Source organism: Streptomyces sp. BF23-19, assembly GCF_041106355.1.
Classification (GTDB): domain Bacteria; phylum Actinomycetota; class Actinomycetes; order Streptomycetales; family Streptomycetaceae; genus Streptomyces; species Streptomyces virginiae_A.
On sequence record NZ_JBGBPT010000008.1, the window covers coordinates 104,886 to 125,104 of the forward strand.

The window sequence follows — 20,219 nt, forward strand, 5'->3', positions numbered from 1 at the left end:
GTCTGCCGGGGCGAGCCGGACCACGGCGGTTCCCGTGCGGTCCTCGGGTCGCAGATCCTGCCCCGACGACCGCACGACGGCACGACGGCACAGAACGTCGCGGTCAGGAGGAGCTCGGGTCAGCGGACCTCGGTGACCCGGTGCTCCTTGCGCGCGCCACAGTTGGAGTTGTACACCTGCACGTGCACGTTGCTGATGCCCCCGCCCCAGTCGACGCAGTGGCCCTTGCCGTACACGTAGGCCGGGCCCGCGTACGACGTGTACCGGCCGTAGTCCTCGCCCCGCTCCCAGGTGTCGGGGACTTCGATCCAGAGGGCCATGTCCACGGCCGCACCCGGGTTGTTACGGATGGTCGCGACGCAGTTCTTGCCGTTCGAGGCGTTGTATGTCAGGTAGACGGTGCCCAGCGAGCCGATGGCGGCCGAGTTCACGGTCTTGTAGGCGCTTCCGCAGACCTTCTGCGGCGTGGTGTTGGGCGCGGCGGTGGCAGGCGCCGCCAGCGCGGTCGTGGCCCCCAGGGCCAGCGCGGCGAATGCGGTGGTGGTAAGGACGGAACGGGTGAACCTCATGTTTCCCCCTGGTCGTCATTGGAGTTGGTCGCTCCTGCATGGTGGGACATGAAGGACGGCGGAACGGTTGCGCATCGTCCGCAGAGAATGTGACCGCGCCGCCTCACCACCCCGCCCGCCGGCCGACGGACGGACGGCCGCACGCGGGCGTCGAGGCCACGCGGGCCGACTTCGCCGCGTTGCGCCAGCGGTCGACGGCTACGCCCGCCCCCGCCTAGCAGAGTCGCTCCTCACCGGTCCGATCCCCCCAAGGGCCTACACCCGCGCTCGGCCCGTGCCGAGCGTATTGGGTGGATCCCGACGAGATCGCGATCACGGCACGGGCGTTCGACCTCTCCGAGGGTCTGGCGTCGATCAGGCCGATGGCGCGGGCCCGTCTGATGGCCAAGCGGTTGGAGCCCCACCGGTCCCTCGCCCCGGTCGGCGCGCTACTGGAGCGCGCGAAGGGCTGGCGGGTGGCTCGGGTGATCCGGTCCAGGTACTCGGCACGGCCGGCGTCGATCGTGAACGCGATGACCTCCGGCGAGTCGTAGGGTGTTGTCCACCAGGTGCTTCTCGAGTGCCTCGCGCCGGTCACCGGTCGTACGGAACGTCACCTGATACTCGGTGCCCTCGGAGACCTCGCCGAGGTGTCGGTACGTCGTTTCGATGGGCCCGGTCACCTGCCAGGAAGCGGCCAGGCGCGCCTCCACCGCCGAGCGCGACAGCTTCCGCGCAGCGTCCTGATCGTCCACGGTCGTGATTACGATCAAGAAGTCGGCCACGGGTTCAACGTACCCGCCCCATGCATCGTGCCCATATGGGCCAGTGGGCCAGGTGTGGGCCGCCGGAGGCTCCGAGGGGCCCGGAGGGCGGGGAACGATCAGGTCAGGCACAGCGAACACGCTCCCCGGAGCCCTCTATTTGCTCAGTACCGTAACCGGGCCGCCGGGTGATCAAGCGGCGCTCGCCTGCGGCGACGCCGATTCCCTCGAGCGTGACCAGCCAGGGCGCGTAGCGCCCTTTCACATCCGGTCGACGCCAGGAGCAGTGAGCGCGTGCCCGCCGCTCGCCATCGAGTCGGTGCTGGCGTTGGGCGAGGATGTCCTTGTTGTCGGGGACGCCGGTGGCGGCCGAGGCGGCGGCCTGGGCCGAGCTTGCTGCGGGCGAGGATGAGGATGGTCAGCGCGGTGGCGGCGCCGCCGGTGGGGAGCGCGGCGAGAACGTCGGGGTGGGCGGCGAGGGTTGCGGCGAGCGCGGTTCCGGCCGCCTGCCCGGTGCCGACCGACAGGATCAGCCAGGAGTACGCCTCGGTGGTGCGGGAGGCGGAGGAGAGCGCGTCCACGGTGTGGAAGCCATTGGTGATGATCAAGGTGAAGAACAGCCCCGGGATTGCCGCGAGGGCGAAGGCTGTGCGGGGATCGGGCTGGGCCAGCAGGGGCGCCCAGCCGAGGAGGAACAGGGCGCTGGTGGTGATGAGCTGGGATTTGGTCGTGCCGGGCCACGCCCGGCGGGCGTAGATCAGGCTGCCCAGGAAGCTGCCGGTGGAGAAAACGGCGGGCAGCAGTCCGCAGAGCATTGCCTGCCCATGGGTGCCGGCCATGCCTGCGGCCCACACGTTCATCGCTCCGAACGCGAACCCCGTTCCCGCCAGCGCGGTGAGCAGCAGGACCAGGCCGGCGCTCATCAGTCGCCCTGTTCCCGTCACCCCGGCGGCAGGACGCCAGGTCTGCGACGGTGCGGCGGTCAGGACGACCGTCGTGCCCACCAGCCCGAGGGCGGCGGTCGCGGCCAAGGCGGTGTCGGGCCCGTGCGTGGTTGCCAGCCACGAGGCGAGCAGGGGGCCGGCGATGTAAAGGAGTCCCTGCGAGCCGGTGTCGAGGGCTTGGACGACTCGGCGCCGCCCGAAGTCAGGCAGGACTGTCGGCCAAAGTGCCCGAAGCCCTGCCTCCAGCGGAGGTGTGACCAGACCCGCGAGCCCGACCACCGCGGTCACCGCCGCGGGATGCCCGCACGCCCGGATCAAGGGGAGCGCTGCCAGGCAGCCGGCGTTGAGCAGCACCGCCGGTGTCGACACACGGGTTTGACCGTAGCGGTCCATCAGCCTGCCTTTGACCGGCTGAGACAGCCCGGACGCCAGTCCGTAGAGGGCGGCGAGCATTCCGGCGAAAGACAGCGACCCACCGCCGCCGGTGATCCACAGGACGAGCCCCACCGGAACCATGGAGTTGGGCAGGCGCCCGATCAGAGTGCCGCCGAGCAGGCGGACAACGTGTCGGCTGCCCAGTACGGCGCCGTATGTGGCGAGCGGCGGGGCGGTGGTCGGGTGTTCGGCCAGGGTCAACAGGGCAGGGCTTTCGATCAGAGGGAGTGCGGGGGCGGGAGCGGGGGTACTGCCAGGGGGCTGTGGTCGTTGCTTGGACGCGGTGGTGGCCGAAGGCGCTGCGGCCACGGGCGTGGTGCCAACGGCCGGTGAGCGGGGTGCCGTGCGGGGGTGTGATACGGCGGCAGGACCGCGACGGCTTCCTTCAAATGCCGGCCGATCTGTGCGGGGTCTTGGACGTGGTGGTTGGTTGTGCGGAGCGCAACCGCAGGCGGACTGCGATCTCATGACAGGCCCGGGCGCTCGGCGTGGTTGCCCGTATGGCGCAGGTGCCGCGGACCCCGGAGCGGGGAGCGTAGCCCGGAGCTGACCGGCCATCGCGGAACTTGTGATCTTCCGACAAGACTGCGGGAACGGCCCATAGGTGCGGCGGGCGCGCGATGTCGGCGTGGGTCGCAGTGGCTGCCAGGGCGGGCGTCTTCCTCTGCCTCCTCCTGTTTCACCTCAAGGCACTGGGCTTCGCGCCGTGTGCTTCGGCGCCGGTCCGCACGCCTTGACCGACTGGGTAGGCTGGAATCACTGGGCCGAGCGCCCCGCCATCGAAGCCGCCCGCATCGGCGTGCAGTGGCGTGACCTGCCCGAACGGTTCGGGCCGTGGAAGACCGTCTACGAACGGCACCGTCTTCGGTCGGGCGACGGGACGGGGGAACGTCTCCTGGCTGCTCGGCTCCCGCCGCCCGGGCACCGGCGCCGCACCGTGATACTGGCTGTCATGACAAGCCTTCCCGCCAAGCCTGCGGCCCCGTTCTCACGGATCAAGGTCCGCGCCGGAGCCCTGGTGTTCTGCGGCAACGATGTCGCCCTGGTCCGCCGTGACCGCGCCGACTCCACCCACTACACCCCGCCCGGCGGCAACGTCGAAGACGGCGAAGACTTCACCGCCGCCCTGCGCCGGGAACTCAGGGAAGAACTCGACCTGGACATCGACCAGGCCGACGGCGGTGACCTGCTGTGGGTCGTCGACCAGCGCGTCTCCCGCCCGGGCCCTACCCCACCGCCACGCAAGCTCCACCTGATCTACCGTCTCCACATCACCCCCGAGGTCCGCGCAACCCTCGCCGAGCAGGAACACGACGAACTCCCCGACGGCAGCCACGAAGTCGGCGTCATCGAGTGGATCGACTACCGCCAGACCGCCGAACTGCCGATTTTCCCGCCCATCGGGCCCGCCCTCGCCGATCTGGCTCACCCGCACGCGACCGTCACCGACGCCGCTCTGGACGCCGTCACCGACGACACGTACACCTGGGTGTGATCGCGCTCCCCGATGGTCATGTTCGCGCCCGAGCCCCGTGGTTGGGCGCTTCAACGGTGACGCCGGGTTCGGTCGGTGCGGTCTGCCGCTGGGGGGTGAGTTACCTGTTGCACCAGGCGCGGCGCTGGCGGTGGGGCCGGGCATCCAGTCGCAGGCCGTCGGGCGCGGCGCTGGGGGTCGATCGCGGCGAAGGGGCGACCGCAGACGAGTGTGAGGTCCCGGCGCAGGGCAAGCTCGCCATCTCCTCGTCGTGACGGGCAAGTCCGATGCGGGCGAAGTTCTGGAAGGTCCGCCAGTCGCATGTGACAGCGCAGCAAGGTGATCCCCGCCGACGCGGGGGTGAACCGCAGATGTCAGCTCTGGTCTGCGTGTCGATGTAGTGGTCCCCGCCGACGCGCGGGTGAACCGCGCCCTGACCCCCCACTACCGCCCACGCTCCGACCGCCGTTCACAGTGGCCGTCACCTCTCCAGGCCCGCGCAGCCGCCCGCACGCCGACACGGGTCCGGCGAGCCCCTCCCCGGGCCGATGCGGCGGCCACGCCCACTCCTGTACCTGGATCGGCCATACCCGGGCCGACCCGCCGAAGGGGTTCCTGACGGCGTGACGGGCCTCAGGAACGGAACCCGATGATCCCGTACCCGGACCCGCGCGGCACACGGCGCAGCCAGCCGATCACCTGGGCGACCGCATCGGCCACCTCCCGGTCCGAGGCGGGGGCGAGCCCGAGGCGTTCACCCTCCTCGAACTGCTCCAGCGCCCGCTCGCAGTCCTCGGGCGACCACTCGCCGCAGCCCGGGATGTCCGTGTACGGCAGGACGGCAGGCAGGTCGCCGTACTGGAAGTCCGCCACGGAGACGGCGGTGACGTTCACGGCGCGCAGCCCCTCGTCCACCATCGACAGCCAGTCGCCCCGGTAGGGCGAGAAGCAGTCATTGTCGAGGAAGAGTCCGCCCATCGCGCAGATCCGCCGGTACGCGTAGCCGTACTGGAAGGCGTGGCCCGCCTCCGCGCTGAACGGCCCTGCGTTCACCACCGCCTCCAGCGCCTCGGAGGCAGTGGGGGCGCCGGCGGCTATCTGATCCCCGAACCAGGTTTCGTCCTCGACCAGTTCGGCGGCGTACTCGGAGCGGACAGCCTGAAGAAACCCCTTGTCCCCCGACCCCACCCACGCCTGGGCGCGCTGGGTGTCCAGCAGATACAGACTCAACGCGGTGCTCATGGCCCGATCCTAGGATCCGCCACCGACAGACGACCGAAGGGGGTCCACAGATCTTCCAACGGGACGCCCGCAACCTTGCCGTCTCCCGGTTCCTCGAGATCCGCATTCCGAGCCGCCCCGTACCACCGGGCCGTGTCGTCGCGCATGAGTGAGGCCGGCCGACAGAACCCAGTACTTCGGCCCCCAGCTCCGTGAGCAGGAGGTCGTTCTCTGAGCCAGGTCAGGCCATGTCGCCCAGGTACTTCGTCTGCCATGTGCCGGCTGTGGCCTGGGCAACGACGTCGGTGAGCTGGTCGCGCAGGTACAGAGGGATCATCCGCAGCCCTGCGACCTTGTCGAGCGGCACCCACTCGACGCCGGTGTGGGTCGGATCCGGGACGCTCCCGCCCAGCTTGGATGGCTCAGAGACGACCTCGCACCAGAACAGCGCATCAACCCGGTGGTTGCGGTCGTACGCGATGGGGCCGTCCTCGTGGTTGGCTGGGATGTGTTCGCGTAGGAACAGCAACTGTCCGGCGCGAACGATCACCCCCGTCTCCTCCAGCACCTCCCGCTCCACAGCCCGGTGCAAAGGCTCGCCCAGCTCCTGCCCACCGCCGGGCGGCAGCCAGGTATCCGGCTGAGGCCAGTCCCCCTTGACGAGCAGGACGTGCCCGTCACGGACCACCAAACCGGTCGCGGCTGTGCGGATGCGGCTCATGTGGACATCCCCTTCTGCTGGTAAACGACACGGTCGGCCAGGGCTGCGGCATGCAGCGCGGTGAGTGTCCGAGGGCGCGCTGCGAGAGCATCCGGAAGGTAGGGGGTGGAAGGCGTGTCGGTCGTGTTCGGGGCTCGGCGGCTGGCCTCGCGGCGAAGGAGCGGTCCCCGATGAGGCCGGCCGAGGATGTTGGCCCCTGTGGTCCGGACCGCCTGGTCCGTCGTGAACTCTTGAAATGCCCGCGCCACACGCCATAGCCAGGTTTCTGGGTCGTTCGTCAGACGGTCGGGATGCGCCGTTCGTCCCAGGGGAACGAGCCTTTGCCCTTCGCCCAGCTGAGACCGTGGATGCCGACGGGGCCCAGGATGGAGGGAACTCCCGCATCGTCCTGGCGCGGCCGGTGGAAGCGGGTGACACGCCACGACCCTCGGGGCCCGTTATGGCAGTACTGCCCCGTTGCGACATAGCACTTGGGGCAGGGAACCTGAGCGCACGCGTTCCAAGCGCGCTTCAGGGCCGCCTTGGCACCGACCGGGTCCTCGACGGTAGAGGCTACGGGGAGGTGGAAGTAGTCCATCTCCCGACAATGCCAGCAGGACCTGACCGCTTTCAGTCAAACCGCTTTTCTGCCCGCAGCTGCGACCGCATAGTTTCGATTCTGGCCTCTTCGAGCTCGCCGGCAGCCCGGGGCTTGTCCTGGGCTGTGCAGCAGGAGACGTTCTACGGGTCTCTGACGACGGGCAATTCCAGATACGGCAGGCGGGCCGAAACCTCTGTGTCCAGGCCGCCCCGTAGAGCGGCCCCTTCGCCTCTGAGGCCCTGGCGGCACTGACCAAGGAGTTCGAAGCGGTCGGAGGCACGGTCGAATCCCCGTCTGACCGACGCTTCATCGTGGTCACAGTGGGCCGTTCGGCCGATATACCTGCCATCGCACGTGTGATGGAGGCTTGGTCTCTCGGCGTCGGCCAAGGTGAATGGTGGTTCGGAAACGCTGACGAGCCCCAGTGGGGCTATCTGCGGTTGTCATCGGGCGGCCCAGGTGAGAATGCCGGCGAGGGTTTGTGGCGGCGCCGATGTCCTCGATGGCTTGCCGTTCCGCTGCGTCACGGATCCAGCGCCCTTCCTGCGCTTCTTCGATGGCGGCTTCCCACCACGTCCACCCGGCGTCGAATCGGTCCGCGAAGGTGTCCATGCGGACAGGCTTCCATGCATGATGCCGCAAGCGTTCAAGAGGGCGCCGATCAGTGGACCGACTGATCAAGGAGATGGGCTCTACGCCCCGGACGTTCCCGAGACAACGATCCAGGTGTTCAAGCGCCTGTGCGCGCCGGCGGATACGCGACCAACGCCAGCTCAGGGTGGACGGGTGGACGCCGGATCCCGCGCGCCGCGCTCTACACCTCAGAGCATCCGCTCGGCCCCCGCCGCCCGTGCTCGAAGCGCGCCGGCCTCCTCGCGTCGGCCCCAGCCATCCAGGATCTGCGCCCGGTATTCCATCGCGTACCCGTCACCCAGCTCCTCGGAGCGCAGAAACACCTGTATGGCCCGCTCCAGGTCACCCCGATCCCGGAAGGCCACGCCCAGCGCGGTGATCGGGAACGCCTCGTCCTGTGCAAGGATCACCGGCGCCCAGCGCTCGACACCAGCCGCATCGCCGCGTTCGAGCGCCTGCTTGACGAGGCCCAGCATGGCGTCCGGATCGCCCAGCGCCGCGGTCTTCTCCCAGATCACCTGAGCGCGGTTCGCATCGCCGGCCACCGCGTGCAGCATTCCCAGGTTGAAGCCCGCAACCACGTTCCCGGCTGCCCATGCCCGGCCCCACCAGTGCAGTGCGCCGTCCCGGTCACCCTTCAAATGCAGGCCCGCCGCCAGGTTCCCCATCGCCACATCATCACCCAGCTCCGCCGCAACCGTCAGCTCGGCCAGCTCTTCGTCCCGCTCCGACCGCCGACGAAACCACCAAGCCATCAGCAACAACGCCGGCAGCACCGCTGCACCGATCCCCGGAATACGGGCAAGCGAACATCTCTCACCCGGCGATCATGCCAGCCCATGCCCTGGACAGCTCGGCGAGGGTGGTGGCTCGCTGGGCCAACGCGGTCGACCTGGCCCTGCTCCTGGCGGACTCACTCGGTTCCTCATCCTGGGCGACCGAATCAGTCACAGGCGACCGTCGCACGGCGCGAGGCGACCTGCGACCTCGGGCGACCGCTGCTCGGCTGGAATACCGCAGGTTCGGAACACTGCCTCTTCACCAGTACACCTCGACGACCTGGCCGCCGAAGGCGAGACCCACCGCCTGGCCCTCCACAGCGGGCACATACCCGATGACGAAGCCGCCGGCCAGGTCGACCGGCTCGGGCGCCGGTACGCCGCCCTGTCCCCGCTGATCGCGATGCACGCGCGCATCGCCGACGGGCTCAGCGACCTCCGCGACCCCAAGGGCACGGGCCACCCGTTCTGGGCCTCGGCCGGCGCCACCCTCGTCCTCGGCAGCGCGGCTGCCCTCGTCCTCGGCGTCCTCTCCGCCGCGCTCTGACCCAGCTCCGACCGCCCCGCCTGGCCACCGGCACCACCACCCGCACTCGGGCGGCCGGTTCCGGTGACCCGGGCAGGCCGACCGGCCTCAGCCCAACCGGCGCGCCCGCCGCCCCGACCCGGGGGGTGGCGGACGCCCGTACGTGCCCAGCCACTTCTTCGACTTGGAGGGTTCATCGTGCTCGTCCCCGGCCGCGCCGCAGGATCTGGCGCCCGCGGCACACCATCCCGGGCCCCCGCTACCCGCTCCCCCAGCTCCGCTTCCCCGGTACCTGGAGCGGGTGATGGCCGACCAGGACGAGGACCTGGTCGACATCGACCCTCGCGCCCCCGCCGAATCCGAGCTGACGATCCCGGTGTTCAAGCGACTGTGCGCGCCCTCGGGGTACGCGACCAAACGCCGGCTCAGGGTGATGGGGCTGCGCCCCGGCGGCCAGGAGCCGGTCGCCGAGGTCGAGACCCGCGGCCCGAAGAACGGGCTGCACTACGAGATTGCGCGGGCAAGGCCGGTGCGGCCGATGACTCTCGCCAAGGAGTACGCGCTCGACAAGGCGATGGCTGCCGGACAGACCGTGGCACCTGAGGCCGACGCTACTTCTTCGCGCTCCCGACCTCCCTGAACAACTGCCTGGCGTGCCACGACGGCACGCCTGCAGACCCCGCCGGCTACCTCGCTCCCCCCGGCCGCACACCGGCTGGCCGCGTGAACGCATCTCGCTCCGGCCCGGTTCCCGCCACAGTGCTGCAAGGACCACCGAAGCATGACAACAGAGGCCGACGGTGGTGCCTCCTGGCAAAGCCCCGGGTAGCTATTCCGAGGCGCCGGCGGCCGTGCGGTGAAGAACGTGCTTGTCGAGGACGATGGTGTCGCTGCGTAGGACGGCGCCGTGGAGGTCCGAGAGGTTGCCGTCGAGGTGGATGGTCCTTCCCTCCGTGCGGTAGGTGCCCGTGTTGACGCCGATCTTGAACGCGGGGCAGTTGTCCAGGTTGCAGATCACGTTGTTGATCTGCTCGAAACGGCCGTCCGCGGTGAAGGTGAGATTCTGGATGTAGAACGTGATTCCCGGGCGGTTCTTGTCGACGGACTCGGTCCACTGCCCTGTCAGCCGGGCCTGGCCTGCGGCCGGGGCGTCTGCCCCCGCCACTTGGGCGGCGGCCGAGCCACTGGTGGCCGCCATGGCGGCCAGGAGCAGCAGTGCGGTTCCCAATGCTGACTGGATCCTCGTCTTCATCTGCGCGCTCATTCCTTGTTCGTCGGTCCGTGGTCCGTGGAGGTTGCAGCGGGGGCGGCTTGCGTGACTGGGTTTGGAGGCACCCTCGCTTCGACGCATGCCGCTGGACAGCCTCCGTGCTGAGTACTGTCTGCGTTGGCGGGCCCGACCGTATCCGTTCAGATGCCGGGCCCGTTCCACCTCGGCAGGGACCCCGTCTCGTTTCGGTCGCTCCCCGGACGCGGTGAACACTCCATGCCAACCACAGGAGACAGAGAGACCGGGCCCCTTCCGATGTCCGGCGTGGGGCATGCCGGCGGACGCGGATTGGCCGAGAGCCACCACGCTCATCACATCGGCAGCCACGTCCTGCCCGAGAGGCTTGCTCCGATGCAGGCCCTGCCGCCCTCAGCCATGGCGACGGCTGCCGAATTGCGCAGGGGTCAATCACTGCCCCCTTCCCCGGTCGGTGCGGCCGGCCCTGCCGCGCACCGTGGCACCGTCCACGACCCCGGTCGTGATTACGGCGACGACCGCCGTACCCCCAGCACGATCCGGCTCGACCTCGACTTCTGACCTGACCGGCACGCCGAAGGAGACCTGCTCATGCCCATGCCCTCCGACGCCGAGGCGTACTACGCCGCCCACACCCAGGCCCTGCGCGAGTACGGCGCCATGAACGACGCCCGGCTCTGGCCGCGCCAGGCCCTGCAGTACACGACCGTCAACGGCGCCCGCTTCCTGCCTTCCCGTCCCGGATGCCCGTCCGGTCCGTGGCCCCTACCGTCCGCTCCGCCCTCAAGAAGCACCTGGTGCACGAGTACGACGTATCCGCCCGCGACGGCTCCCCCTTGCGCATCCTCTGCATCGGCGGGCAACGTCTTGGGTCAGGCGCTGAGAACCCGTCTTTGAAGGGCAGACTTTGCCTACGCGGGCACCCTCGTGGCTTGGGCCAAGTCCTACCTCCACCTGACGATCAAGACCGTGAGTAGGCCCGAGGGCGCCAAGGGCTTCGTGATCCTGCCGAGGCGCTGGGTGGTGGAGAGGTCACTGGCTTGGTTGTCGCATACGCGTCGGAACGTGCGCGACTACGAGACCTGACCTGAGCGCTCCGAGACGACGCTCACCCTGGCCTCGATCACGCTCATGCCCCGCGGACTCACCCGGCCCGCCGTGCAGCCCGACACATCCTTTCCACGACCTGCTGAAACCGTCCACGCTGCTTGAGGCGTCACGGGGTCGGCGGGCGCGGCATCGCGATGGACGCGACGATGCCGTCCATCGCGTCGTTCAGGACCGCCTCGCGCTCGGCCGGGTCAGTGCATGACGCCGACCAAGCCTGGCGCCGGCATGTTTGCCTGGATCATGCCCCCCGTTTCTCCGTCACGGGCAGGCACTCGTCGAGCAGGTCGACGACGTCGCGCCAGGCTCGCTGCGCGTGCTGTGGGTGGTAGCCGACGCCGGGGACCGTGGGGTGGTCGACCGGCGGGTGGTGGAAGGCGTGCAAGGCGCCGCCGTAGACCGTGAGGCGCCAGTCGACGCCTGCGGCCTGCATCTCGGCGGTGAACGCGTTCCGTTGCGCGGGCGGCATGATCGGGTCTTCCGACCCGACCCCGGCCCACACCGGGCAGCGAATGCGCGCTGCCTCGCCCGGTCGGCCCGTGGTAGTTGCGTTGACTGTCCCGATCGCGCGCAGGCTGACGCCGCCGCGCCCGAGTTCCAGCCCGACGGCGCCCCCGGTGCCGTAGCCGACGGCGGCGATCCGGTCGGGGTCGGTCCGCGGTTCGGCGCGTAGCACGTCGAGCGCCGCATGGCCGATGCCCCGCATCCGGTCGGGATCAGCGAGCAGTGGCAGGCAACGGGCCAGCATCTCCTCGGGGTCGCTCAAATAGCGCCCGCCGTGAAGGTCGAAGGCCAGCGCTACGTATCCCAGCTCGGCGAGAGCGTCGGCCCGGCGGCGCTCGACGTCGCTGAGTCCCATGCCCTCTGGTCCGAGCAGCACCGCGGGCCGACGGTCGACACCGGCCGGGAGAGCGAGGTGCCCGACCATCGTCAGACCGTCGGCCGGGTACTCGACCGTACGCGTCGTAATCGTCGTCATGAGACTGGACCGTAGCGATCGTCGAGCCCGGATCGGCCGCTGTTCTGCCGCCGGCAGAACAGCGCGGGTATTCCCCCCTGTGGCGCCGCTGTGTCCGCTGTGCTTCCCCAGCCGTCTGACCAGATCGCCACCGCAAGCGCCGTGGACGTGCTGGAGCCCCCCGCCTTCGACCGAGACGCCTACAAGCAGCGCAATACCGTCGAGCGGTGCGTCAACCGTCTCAAGCTCAAGCAGTGGCGCGGCCTGGCCACTCGATACGACAAGACCGCCACGATCTTCCTGGCCTCACTCCACATCGCCGGCCTCTATATGTGGTCCAGTCGCTGATCAGAGAAAAGGCGTTTCTGCCTGGTCAGCGTGTGCGGCTGGCCTACGGGCCGCATACTCACGGAGGCTGAAGCGGAGTTCGGTGACTGCCTCAGCGAGGTCTCCTGGCATCTGGCGTGCCACAGGGAGAGCGCAGGACAGGAACAACCCCGCTGCCTCCGTCAGATTGTTCGGCGTTCCCTCATCCAGGGCCCGGCCGACCGCCGACAGAGGCGTGACTATCTCGATCTCCACGGCATCCGGCAGGGCGTCCAGGTAGACGCAGTCCTCTGTGAGGACGAGGTCCACGACCTGAGTAGCCGCCCGCCGAAGCTTCTCATCTGCGCTCATGGCCAGCAGTATTCACGAGCCGCCACAACGTCCGGCGGGCAACGGTGCCACTCAGCTCGTGATCCAAAGGAAACGATCTAGAAGGGGAGACCGACCAGGCCCCATCGCCGGGCTCCGGCCTCCGTGGCCACGTCGCCCCATTCACGCAACAACGCTGCGGCGGCGTCGAAGCCGGCGGGCCGGCCCGCCCAGCCGGCGGCCTCGGCTTCGAAGGGCCCGCGCAGTTCCTCCAGCCGGGGCGCGGCCACCTGCCAGGAGCGGACCAGCTCCGACACCTCGTCGGGGGCGCTGAGCAGAAGCACCCGAGGGCGCCACGGAGCGGGGTCCTCGGGGAAGCCGCGCGCGGCGGGCCGTTCCTCCTCCGCGGCGGCCGTGGGGTCCGTCGCCGTGACGTCGTCCGGGTCGTCCCAGAACAGGCCGCGCAGGAAGTGGTCCAGGGCTTCCCGCAGTTCGGGCGCCACCGAGGTCCGGACGTCCTCCCAGGCATTGCCCAATCGGGGGTGCCAGCCGTAGGAACCGGTGGTTCCGTGGAACCGGTACTCGGCGCACCAGGACACCTGCCGCTGCCACACCCAGCCGCCTGTCACGGCGTAGTCGGCGTCTTCGCACGCCTCGCAGCAGAAGTCGGGGCAGGCGGCATCGCCCAGTACCTTCACCCTGTCGTCCGCCGGTATCCGCGCCAGGTGCTCCCAATCGGCCATGAGCACGGTGATGTCGAGTCCCATCGGGACAGGCTAGTGCCGGTGCCGTGCAGTGAGGGCCGGGGGCGGTGTGTCAAGCGGGTTGAAGGAGAGATGGGCTCCTGCTGGTGCTGAGCCGCGGTAGGTCCCCACCGGGTCGTTCGGCTGGTGTTGCGACTTGCGGCCGCCGGCGGGCAGTCTTCAGGGAATCCGCCCCGGTCAGGTGTGCAGGCGGCTGTTGGGGGCCATCCTGGTCGCCGGCGCTCTCATCGTTGAACCAGTGGTCGCCGGCCGCCGAGTAGCGGAACGAGTGGGCCATATCCGTACCCGGGACGGTGCCCCGTCCCTGGGCCGCCACGGCCGGGACTCGGCAGGCTCCGCCGACTCCGTCCTACTCATCCCTCGGTCTGCGCGGCCTCGGGCACGGTCTGGGCTGGGCGGGTCTGCTTCTTCAGCGGCATCCGGGCTCGCCACCCCCGGCACCTGGACATACGCTGGCCATAGGGCAGGCGGCGGCCATGGGCCGCCCTGACAGGAACAGCGCGTTGCCGATGGCTCGGTCACCATCGCGCTTGCCGGCCGTGTTGCCCGCTCCCATGACGGTTGACCGTCGTGAACCGCGTCGGCACTCTCCGCTATTTCCGTGCGACCAGGGAGTCGCAATGAGAAGACTTTCTCGTACACGCCGTCGGGCCGTGGCCATTGCGGCAACTCTGATGGTCGGAGGAATGGTGTTGGGGGCCGGCCCAACGGCGTCCGCCGCCGTCTCGGCCGGCCTTCCCGCCCAGGTCAGCCCCGCCGACCAGACGGCCATGGTGAACGACACCAATGCGATACGTCAGACGGAAGGCGCACCACCCCTCGCCTGGGACGCGGCTCTCGCCTCCGGCTCGCAGTCATGGGCCGACAACCCCGCTTCCCTCGCCGGTGGAAGCCTCCAGCACGACGAGAGCTTCAACGACGGCGCCGAGAACATGTCCGGGGCCGAGCCATCCCAGGCTGTGTCGCAGTGGGCCGGAGAGAAAGCCGCCTACGACGCGGCCGGCCCGAACTGGAACACGGATGACCCCGGCTACAGAGACTGGGGCCACTACTGGAACATGGTCCAGAAGAACTACACGAAGATGGGGTGCGGTGCTGCGGCCGGCGTGACGGTCTGCCGCTACGTGTGACCCACACAGGCGGCCACGCCGAGCATGCGGCTGCCTGCTCTGGAGAGCCTGGTCAGGAGTACTCGTGAGCAGCCCACTTCACGAGCGCGGCCACGGGGCCGAAGTCGTCCACGTCCACGTGCTGGGCGTTCCAGAACGGCAATTCCTTGATCATTCTCTTGGGTGGCGCGTGTTCAGCGCTGCTGTCCCCGATCCTCAGGGTCAAGGCATGCCATCGACCCTCCGCAGGTGATCGATGAAGGCATCCCGTGTCTTCATCAACTGCCGAGCAGGCTCAACCAGAGCAGCTCCATCACCCAACCGGCCGGCTTCAGAGACCAGACGGTAGATCGGGGCGATCTGTCCCTCCGGCGTTGTGATCAAGCTGTAGGTGCTGCGGGGGCCAACGATGCGGGCGACCGTGCCTTGTCGTCGGTCGTCCATCTGATCCGCGGCCCCTCGCATGTCAACGTCTCTGCCTTCGTCGATCTGCTCAGCAGTCTGTCTGAGCGTGCGGGCGATGTCGGTGATGGCTTGCAGGAGATCCGTAAGCGACTAGAGCGAGCGGGCCCGCTGTTCGCTTCGTTGGCCCCGGTTCCATTTACCGCGCTCCAAATACACGTTGCCCAGGAGCGTGAGGGCGACTCCCGCAAGCGCGGAGGCCACGGGGATCAACTGCGCTGCTACGTCAGCCAGAGTGTGCCAGCAGTCAGCACAGCACGCGGAGCCCAAGCCAAAACTGGGGGTCACCTCGCTGGGTAGCCGATGCCCCAGTCCGGAGAAGTGCGGAACTACGGACCCGGACCCCCTAGTGCTGACCAGGACCGCGGCCGAGAGGTCGAAAGCGAGCGCCTCCACGCTTCCGCAGCGCGTGCCCAATCGCCCGCCATCACCTGCCCCACCAGCCCCACCAGCCCCGAGCAGGAGAGTGACCGATGATCCGACGGATCTACCGCCGCTGTGACACCGCACCCTGTACGACCTCTCCCCCGAGGGCCAGGCTGTCGCCGACGTGTTCCGCGCGATGTCTGCCGGCCTACGTTCCCCGCAGCGCCAAGTCGAGCCTGGGAATACCGGGAGTCGTCATCGCCCGCGACAGGAGATGGCGGCCTCGCTGGATCTGCTGCGGTGCCCCGGACAGCGACCGGGGATCGGCCTCGGTGAGACTTCCAGCATGAGAGTCAGATGCCTGGAGATCATCCACCCCGACGGCGACTACCCGGTCGCGGAGTATGACGGGATCCGTGTGGGGTGCGTCTACCCGGTTCTCGAGATGGTCGCCTACGACCTCGATTGCCAGATCCGCGTGCTCGGCCCCGACACACCAGACCCGGGACTCCTCTGGGACCCCATCCACTTCGAGACGGTAGACCCCCGGATACCACCCGGCTGGACCCTGACCATCGCCGACGGCCGCACCCACCTCGCGGACGCCCGCTGGCAGCGTCCCGGCTTCTGGAACGACTACCACCAGGGTGACCCGCAAGCCCTGGCCGACTACGACCACGTGAAGAGCGAACTCCTCGCCCCTGCGCAGCCACCCGACAACTGACCCTTGCACTCGGGTGCCCTCTCCCGTGTCCGAACCGCGAGGTCGCGATCCCCTTCGAAAGGACATACGCGCGGGGGCCTTTCTGTCGCACAGATGGGCGAACACGGCGCTGCGTGCCCGTTCGTTTGGCCCCGACGCCGGTGTCCTCATCGTCCGCGCCCGCCTGCCCGAGCGGCTCGGTTCGCGCTGGGCGTGACGTTTACGCCCACCGGTGAAGGCCACCTCGCGTGCCGATCCCTGGGGAAGGGTGGGGTCGGTTCCGTCAATGTGTGGAGGTAGCCCATGGGCCCGGACCTGAGCCGTGTGATGCGCTCTTCGCCGTACTGGCCGGTGATCAGTCACACGACGCTGCGGCGGGTCCTCCCGGGGTTCGCCGTCTCGTCGTTGGGTGACGGCATGGCCGTGGTGGCGGTGAGCTGGCTGGCGATCGAGCTGGCGCCGGCCGCGGACCGCGGGATCTGGGTGGCGCTGGCGGCGGCCGCCTACACCCTGTCGGGTGCGGTGGGCGCGCTGCTGCTCGGCCGCTTCCTGCGCCACCGCCCGCCCACCCAACTGGCGGGCTGGGACGCGGCGTTGCGGGCGGGAGCGCTGGGGGCCATCCCGGTGCTGTACGCCTTCGGCGCACTCGGTATCCACGGGTATGTCGCGCTGCTGGCGGTCTCCTCCGTGCTGCATTCCTGGGGGCAGGCGGGTGTCTACACGCTGATCGCCAGGGTGCTGCCGGAGCGCGACCACCTGGCGGGCAACGCCGTCCTGTCGGGTGTGGGGTCGATCGCCACGGTGGCGGGGCCGCCGCTGGCCACGCTGCTGATCGCGTTCGGGAGCCCGGCGACGGTGCTGGCCGTGGACGCGACGACGTTCCTCGTCCTGGCGGTGACCTTCCTGGTCGCCGTCCCCAAGGACGCGGTCCCGGAGCCCGAGGACGACACGGCCTCGCGAGCGGCCGGTTTCGCAGTGATCCGGCGCAGTCCCGCACTGTCCGGCCTCCTCGCCCTGAGCTTCGCGTTCTTCTTCCTCTTCGGCCCCGTGTACGTGGCGCTCCCGCTGCACGTGTCGGACGACCTGGGTGCCTCGGCCGGTGTCCTGGCGGGGTTCTACACGGCCTTCGGCATCGGCGCAGTGCTGGGTTCGGTCCTCACCGGCCATCTCAGCCGGTGGCGGTTGTGGCCCACGACGGTCGGTATCGTCATCGGCTTCGGTGCGCTGATGCTCCCCCTGGGCCTGGGTGCCCCGACGGCCATGTCGGTCGTCTGCTTCGGGGTGGCGGGGCTGCTCTGGCCGCCGTACTCATCGCTGTCGACCACCCTCTTCCAGCGCTCGGCGCCGAGCGCGCTGCTACCGCAGGCCCTCGCGGCGAGTTCCGCCGTCAGGGTGCTGTCGGTGCCCCTGGGCACCGCGCTCGGAGGACCGCTCGCGGGCGGCCTCGGCGCGGTCGGCGCGCTGCGCCTGTCCGGTGCGGGCATCGTGGTGGTGGGCCTGGTCGCCGCCTCCGCGCTGACTCTGCGAGCCGCGCGGACCTGCCACGAGCCAGCGGCGGGGACCGCGAAGCCGGCCTGCGCGGAGGCGGAGGCGGAGAGGGAGACGGAGACGGACGCAGAGCAGCAAGCAGGGGCGCAACCGTAGCCCCAGCAGGTGGGGATCCTCAGCCGCATCGAGCCTGATCAGCAAGATCCAGATGCTGTCCCGCAAGCTGTTTATCGCGCTCAGAGGCTTCCCGATGGAGAAGTCACGGCATTTGGGTGTTCGCCTCTCGTTCCGAGAGGAACTCGTCAATTAGATCGAAAAGCACTTTGATGACTTGCTGTTCCTGGTCTGCGGGAAGGTCCCAGGACCCCCACCCGTCAGGGAGCGCAAGGTGGTGGACCTGACCGGGCCATGCGTGATTGCAGTCGCGGCCTCGGCTCGTTTGCGGTCTTAGAAGGTCGGGGAGTTGGGGTCGTAGCGGACGCTGGTCAGTGCGGACATGTAGAAGACGCGCTGGAGGCCGCGGTGGTAGTGGCGTGGGGACGGCGAAGGTTGCCTCTCTTCTTCCCCGAGTCATGCGGCGCCGGCGCAAGCCCGGCGAACGCGGCCAGCCGGTCCGGGGTCGCGAAGAAGGTGAGGTCGCTGCCGACCCCGGCCGCGGTCGCCCGCAATGGGGTGATCGTTATGAGGTCCACGCGTGCGACCGGCCGGCACACCGCCCACACGGCATCAGCCCCGGGACGTACGCCCACGGGCCAACCCGGCCGCACGATTGCCTCCCACGGCCCCATGTGCGGCCGGGGTTCTCTCGGCAGTGTGGGTGCCGTGATCGAAGTCAACGAACTCACCAAGCGCTACGGCAGCAAGACAGCCGTCGACCATCTGTCCTTCACCGTGCGGCCGGGCCAGGTCACAGGATTCCTCGGCCCCAACGGAGCCGGCAAGTCCACCACCCTGCGGATGATCCTCGGCCTCGACGCTCCAACCACCGGCTCCGCCACCGTCAGCGGCGCCCCCTTCCGCCACCACCCGCGCGGACTGCGGCACGTCGGAGCCCTCCTCGACGCCGGACAGGTCCACGGCGGCCGCAGCGCCGCCGCCCACCTGTCCGCCCTGGCCCGCAGCAACGGCATCCCGCGGCGCCGGGTGGACGAGGTGCTCCAGGAAGTGGGGCTGGCCGAGGCGGCGAGCCGTCGCATCGGCGGATTCTCCCTCGGTATGAAGCAGCGGCTGGGGATCGCCACCGCCCTGCTCGGCGACCCGCCCGTGCTCATGTTCGACGAGCCGATCAACGGCATGGACCCGGAGGGCGTGCTCTGGGTACGCCGGCTCTTCCGACGCCTCGCCGCCGAGGGACGTACGGTCTTCCTCTCCAGCCACCTGATGTCGGAGATGGAGAACACCGCCGACCAGCTGGTCGTCATCGGCCGGGGCCGTCTCATCGCCGCCGAGTCGGTACGGGACTTCGCGGCCCGCGGCACCCGTCGCAGCGTCGTGGTCGGGACACCGAGAATCGCCGAGCTGGCAGCCGTGCTGACCGCGGCGGGCGCCACGGTCGAGCAGGAAGGCTCGGCGGGCGCCGAGAAACTCACCGTGACCGGGCTCCCGGCGGACCGCATCGGAGCGCTCGCCTTCGAGAACCGGATCCGCGTGGACGAGCTGACCACCCACACCGCCTCACTGGAGGCGGCCTTCATGGAACTCACCGCCGACAGCGTCGAATACCAGGCAGGACAGCCCCGATGACCACACTCGCCTCCGCCCTCCCGACCACCCCGGTCACTGGGCCACCCGCCCGCTTCCGCGACCTGCTCGCCTCCGAGTGGATCAAGATGCGGTCCCTGCGCTCCACCCCGTGGGCGATCGCGCTCACCGCCCTGTTCGTCATCGGGTCCTCCGCCGTGGCCACGCTCGCGGACAACGCCGCCCGCTCAGGCCCCGCCGATTTCCTGCCCTACGACGCCTACCCGCCCGCCGGCTACTGGACGCTGATACTCGTCGCAAGCAGCATGGGCGCCCTCACCGTCGTGAGCGAGTACAGCAGCGGCCTGATCCGCACCACCACCGTGGCCGTCCCCGCCCGCGGCTCGGTGGTGCTGGCCAAGGCGACCGTCACCGCCGCGCTGTGGACCGCGGTCGGCACGGCCATCTCCACCGGTTCCTTCCTGGTCTCCCAGGCCGTCCTCAGCGGTCGGCACGCCGGCGTCCCGCTCACTCACCCAGGGGTGTTCCGGGCGCTGGTGGCATCCGCCCTGCTGGCCCCGGTCTGCGCACTGACCGGGCTGGGCCTCGGCGTCCTGCTCCGGCACAGCGCTACGACCATGGTCACCAGCGTCCTGACCCTGCTCATGCTGCCGCCCATGTTCTCGGAGAGCGATCGTTGGTCGGCGGACATCAACCACGCGATGGTGTCGGCCGCCTGGAAGCGCCTGGTCCAGAGCTGGGAGCCGGATCCCGGATCCCTCGGCTACACCGCCACGGTCCCCGGCTCCTGGATCGTGTACGCGCTCTGGCCGCTGATCACGGTCGCACTCGCCGTACTCGTCATCAGACGCCGCGACGTGTGAGCGTTCCTCCTCAAGGCACGCGCACCGTGCACTGACGGCACACTCCGGGAGCAAGGCCCCGTGGCTGCGTGGACCACAACCGAGAGCATGGGTCGTCGGATTCCAAGACCACTTCCCGATCACGGCCGTGTGCGATGTCGGTGAGAAGTAGAAGTAGGTTCTGGCACAGATCTTGGGGAACCATCGCGGAG

Annotated in this window: 21 protein-coding genes and 4 pseudogenes; 12 read left to right on the forward strand and 13 right to left on the reverse strand. The window is 69.5% G+C overall.

Annotated elements, in window-relative coordinates; all coding sequences use genetic code 11:
- Positions 1-119 precede the first annotated feature (119 nt).
- The gene (locus AB8A24_RS07340; RefSeq protein ID WP_328959787.1) at positions 120-569 is read right to left on the reverse strand and encodes a spore-associated protein; all 450 of its coding nucleotides are present in this window, start codon (positions 567-569) and stop codon (positions 120-122) included.
- A 290-nt stretch (positions 570-859) separates the two neighbouring features.
- Between AB8A24_RS07340 and AB8A24_RS07345 the strand changes: the two genes are divergently transcribed.
- On the forward strand, positions 860-1,102 hold the full coding sequence (locus AB8A24_RS07345; RefSeq protein WP_328959788.1) for a hypothetical protein: 243 nt from the start codon (positions 860-862) through the stop codon (positions 1,100-1,102).
- On the opposite strand, the gene cutA is transcribed toward AB8A24_RS07345, so the two are convergent.
- Positions 998-1,453 carry a divalent-cation tolerance protein CutA gene (cutA, locus tag AB8A24_RS07350; protein ID WP_369475165.1) on the reverse strand — a complete coding sequence of 152 codons (456 nt, stop codon included), beginning with the start codon at positions 1,451-1,453 and terminating at the stop codon, positions 998-1,000. The genes AB8A24_RS07345 and cutA overlap by 105 nt on opposite strands.
- 23 nt (positions 1,454-1,476) lie before the next feature.
- Positions 1,477-2,892: an MFS transporter gene (locus AB8A24_RS07355; protein ID WP_328959789.1), complete on the reverse strand. Its 1,416-nt coding sequence runs from the start codon at positions 2,890-2,892 to the stop codon at positions 1,477-1,479.
- A gap of 589 nt (positions 2,893-3,481) precedes the next feature.
- Between AB8A24_RS07355 and AB8A24_RS07360 the strand changes: the two are divergent.
- Positions 3,482-3,589 (forward strand): annotated as a pseudogene (locus tag AB8A24_RS07360) (transposase); the annotation flags it as partial.
- Positions 3,590-3,643: 54 nt separating this feature from the next.
- Positions 3,644-4,186: an NUDIX hydrolase gene (locus AB8A24_RS07365; RefSeq protein WP_328965752.1), complete on the forward strand. Its 543-nt coding sequence runs from the start codon at positions 3,644-3,646 to the stop codon at positions 4,184-4,186.
- A gap of 612 nt (positions 4,187-4,798) precedes the next feature.
- Here AB8A24_RS07365 and AB8A24_RS07370 read toward each other — a convergent pair.
- From AB8A24_RS07370 to AB8A24_RS07385, 4 genes are all read right to left on the reverse strand, one after another.
- Positions 4,799-5,407 (reverse strand): hypothetical protein, encoded by a 609-nt coding sequence (locus AB8A24_RS07370; protein ID WP_369475166.1) that lies wholly within the window; start codon positions 5,405-5,407, stop codon positions 4,799-4,801.
- A 220-nt stretch (positions 5,408-5,627) separates the two neighbouring features.
- Positions 5,628-6,107: an NUDIX domain-containing protein gene (locus AB8A24_RS07375; RefSeq protein ID WP_328959791.1), complete on the reverse strand. Its 480-nt coding sequence runs from the start codon at positions 6,105-6,107 to the stop codon at positions 5,628-5,630.
- Positions 6,108-7,508: 1,401 nt separating this feature from the next.
- Positions 7,509-8,096, reverse strand: coding sequence for a hypothetical protein (locus AB8A24_RS07380; RefSeq protein WP_369475167.1), 588 nt, complete (start codon positions 8,094-8,096; stop codon positions 7,509-7,511).
- 262 nt (positions 8,097-8,358) lie between these two features.
- Complete coding sequence (locus tag AB8A24_RS07385; protein ID WP_328959794.1) at positions 8,359-8,508, reverse strand: hypothetical protein; 150 nt, start codon at positions 8,506-8,508, stop codon at positions 8,359-8,361.
- Here AB8A24_RS07385 and AB8A24_RS07390 point away from each other — a divergent pair.
- Both AB8A24_RS07390 and AB8A24_RS07395 read left to right on the forward strand, forming a co-directional pair.
- A complete protein-coding gene (locus AB8A24_RS07390; protein ID WP_328959795.1) occupies positions 8,503-8,646 on the forward strand; it encodes a hypothetical protein in 144 nt (47 codons plus the stop codon). The two genes, AB8A24_RS07385 and AB8A24_RS07390, sit on opposite strands and share 6 nt — an antisense overlap.
- A gap of 283 nt (positions 8,647-8,929) precedes the next feature.
- A complete protein-coding gene (locus tag AB8A24_RS07395; protein WP_369475168.1) occupies positions 8,930-9,265 on the forward strand; it encodes an RRQRL motif-containing zinc-binding protein in 336 nt (111 codons plus the stop codon).
- Positions 9,266-9,454: 189 nt separating this feature from the next.
- Here the strand turns inward: AB8A24_RS07395 and AB8A24_RS07400 are convergent, their stop codons facing one another.
- Positions 9,455-9,877, reverse strand: a complete 423-nt coding sequence (locus tag AB8A24_RS07400) for a hypothetical protein (protein ID WP_369475169.1) — start codon at positions 9,875-9,877, stop codon at positions 9,455-9,457.
- A gap of 984 nt (positions 9,878-10,861) precedes the next feature.
- Between AB8A24_RS07400 and AB8A24_RS07405 the strand changes: the two are divergent.
- Positions 10,862-11,083, forward strand: a pseudogene (locus AB8A24_RS07405) (hypothetical protein); the annotation flags it as partial.
- 136 nt (positions 11,084-11,219) lie between these two features.
- Here AB8A24_RS07405 and AB8A24_RS07410 read toward each other — a convergent pair.
- A complete protein-coding gene (locus AB8A24_RS07410; RefSeq protein ID WP_369475170.1) occupies positions 11,220-11,957 on the reverse strand; it encodes a dienelactone hydrolase family protein in 738 nt (245 codons plus the stop codon).
- A gap of 162 nt (positions 11,958-12,119) precedes the next feature.
- Here AB8A24_RS07410 and AB8A24_RS07415 point away from each other — a divergent pair.
- Positions 12,120-12,284 (forward strand): annotated as a pseudogene (locus AB8A24_RS07415) (IS5/IS1182 family transposase); the annotation flags it as partial.
- On the opposite strand, the gene AB8A24_RS07420 reads toward AB8A24_RS07415, so the two are convergent.
- Complete coding sequence (locus AB8A24_RS07420; protein WP_369475171.1) at positions 12,285-12,614, reverse strand: hypothetical protein; 330 nt, start codon at positions 12,612-12,614, stop codon at positions 12,285-12,287.
- Between the two features lie 77 nt (positions 12,615-12,691).
- Complete coding sequence (locus AB8A24_RS07425) at positions 12,692-13,339, reverse strand: hypothetical protein (RefSeq protein ID WP_328959801.1); 648 nt, start codon at positions 13,337-13,339, stop codon at positions 12,692-12,694.
- Positions 13,340-14,028: 689 nt separating this feature from the next.
- Between AB8A24_RS07425 and AB8A24_RS07430 the strand changes: the two genes are divergently transcribed.
- Positions 14,029-14,466, forward strand: coding sequence for a CAP domain-containing protein (locus AB8A24_RS07430; RefSeq protein WP_369475172.1), 438 nt, complete (start codon positions 14,029-14,031; stop codon positions 14,464-14,466).
- Positions 14,467-14,667: 201 nt separating this feature from the next.
- Here the strand turns inward: AB8A24_RS07430 and AB8A24_RS07435 are convergent, their stop codons facing one another.
- Positions 14,668-14,889 (reverse strand): hypothetical protein, encoded by a 222-nt coding sequence (locus AB8A24_RS07435; RefSeq protein ID WP_369475173.1) that lies wholly within the window; start codon positions 14,887-14,889, stop codon positions 14,668-14,670.
- A 730-nt stretch (positions 14,890-15,619) separates the two neighbouring features.
- Between AB8A24_RS07435 and AB8A24_RS07440 the strand changes: the two genes are divergently transcribed.
- Together AB8A24_RS07440 and AB8A24_RS07445 are read left to right on the forward strand one after the other, a co-directional pair.
- Positions 15,620-15,997 carry a hypothetical protein gene (locus AB8A24_RS07440; protein WP_369475174.1) on the forward strand — a complete coding sequence of 126 codons (378 nt, stop codon included), beginning with the start codon at positions 15,620-15,622 and terminating at the stop codon, positions 15,995-15,997.
- Positions 15,998-16,279: 282 nt separating this feature from the next.
- A complete protein-coding gene (locus tag AB8A24_RS07445; RefSeq protein WP_369475175.1) occupies positions 16,280-17,620 on the forward strand; it encodes an MFS transporter in 1,341 nt (446 codons plus the stop codon).
- A 294-nt stretch (positions 17,621-17,914) separates the two neighbouring features.
- On the opposite strand, the pseudogene AB8A24_RS07450 reads toward AB8A24_RS07445, so the two are convergent.
- Positions 17,915-18,090: pseudogene (locus AB8A24_RS07450) on the reverse strand (IS110 family transposase); the annotation flags it as partial.
- A gap of 196 nt (positions 18,091-18,286) precedes the next feature.
- Here AB8A24_RS07450 and AB8A24_RS07455 point away from each other — a divergent pair.
- Both AB8A24_RS07455 and AB8A24_RS07460 read left to right on the forward strand, forming a co-directional pair.
- On the forward strand, positions 18,287-19,207 hold the full coding sequence (locus AB8A24_RS07455; protein ID WP_369475176.1) for an ATP-binding cassette domain-containing protein: 921 nt from the start codon (positions 18,287-18,289) through the stop codon (positions 19,205-19,207).
- Positions 19,204-20,028, forward strand: a complete 825-nt coding sequence (locus AB8A24_RS07460; protein WP_369475177.1) for an ABC transporter permease — start codon at positions 19,204-19,206, stop codon at positions 20,026-20,028. The genes AB8A24_RS07455 and AB8A24_RS07460 overlap by 4 nt, the downstream gene beginning before the upstream one ends.
- Positions 20,029-20,219 lie beyond the last annotated feature (191 nt).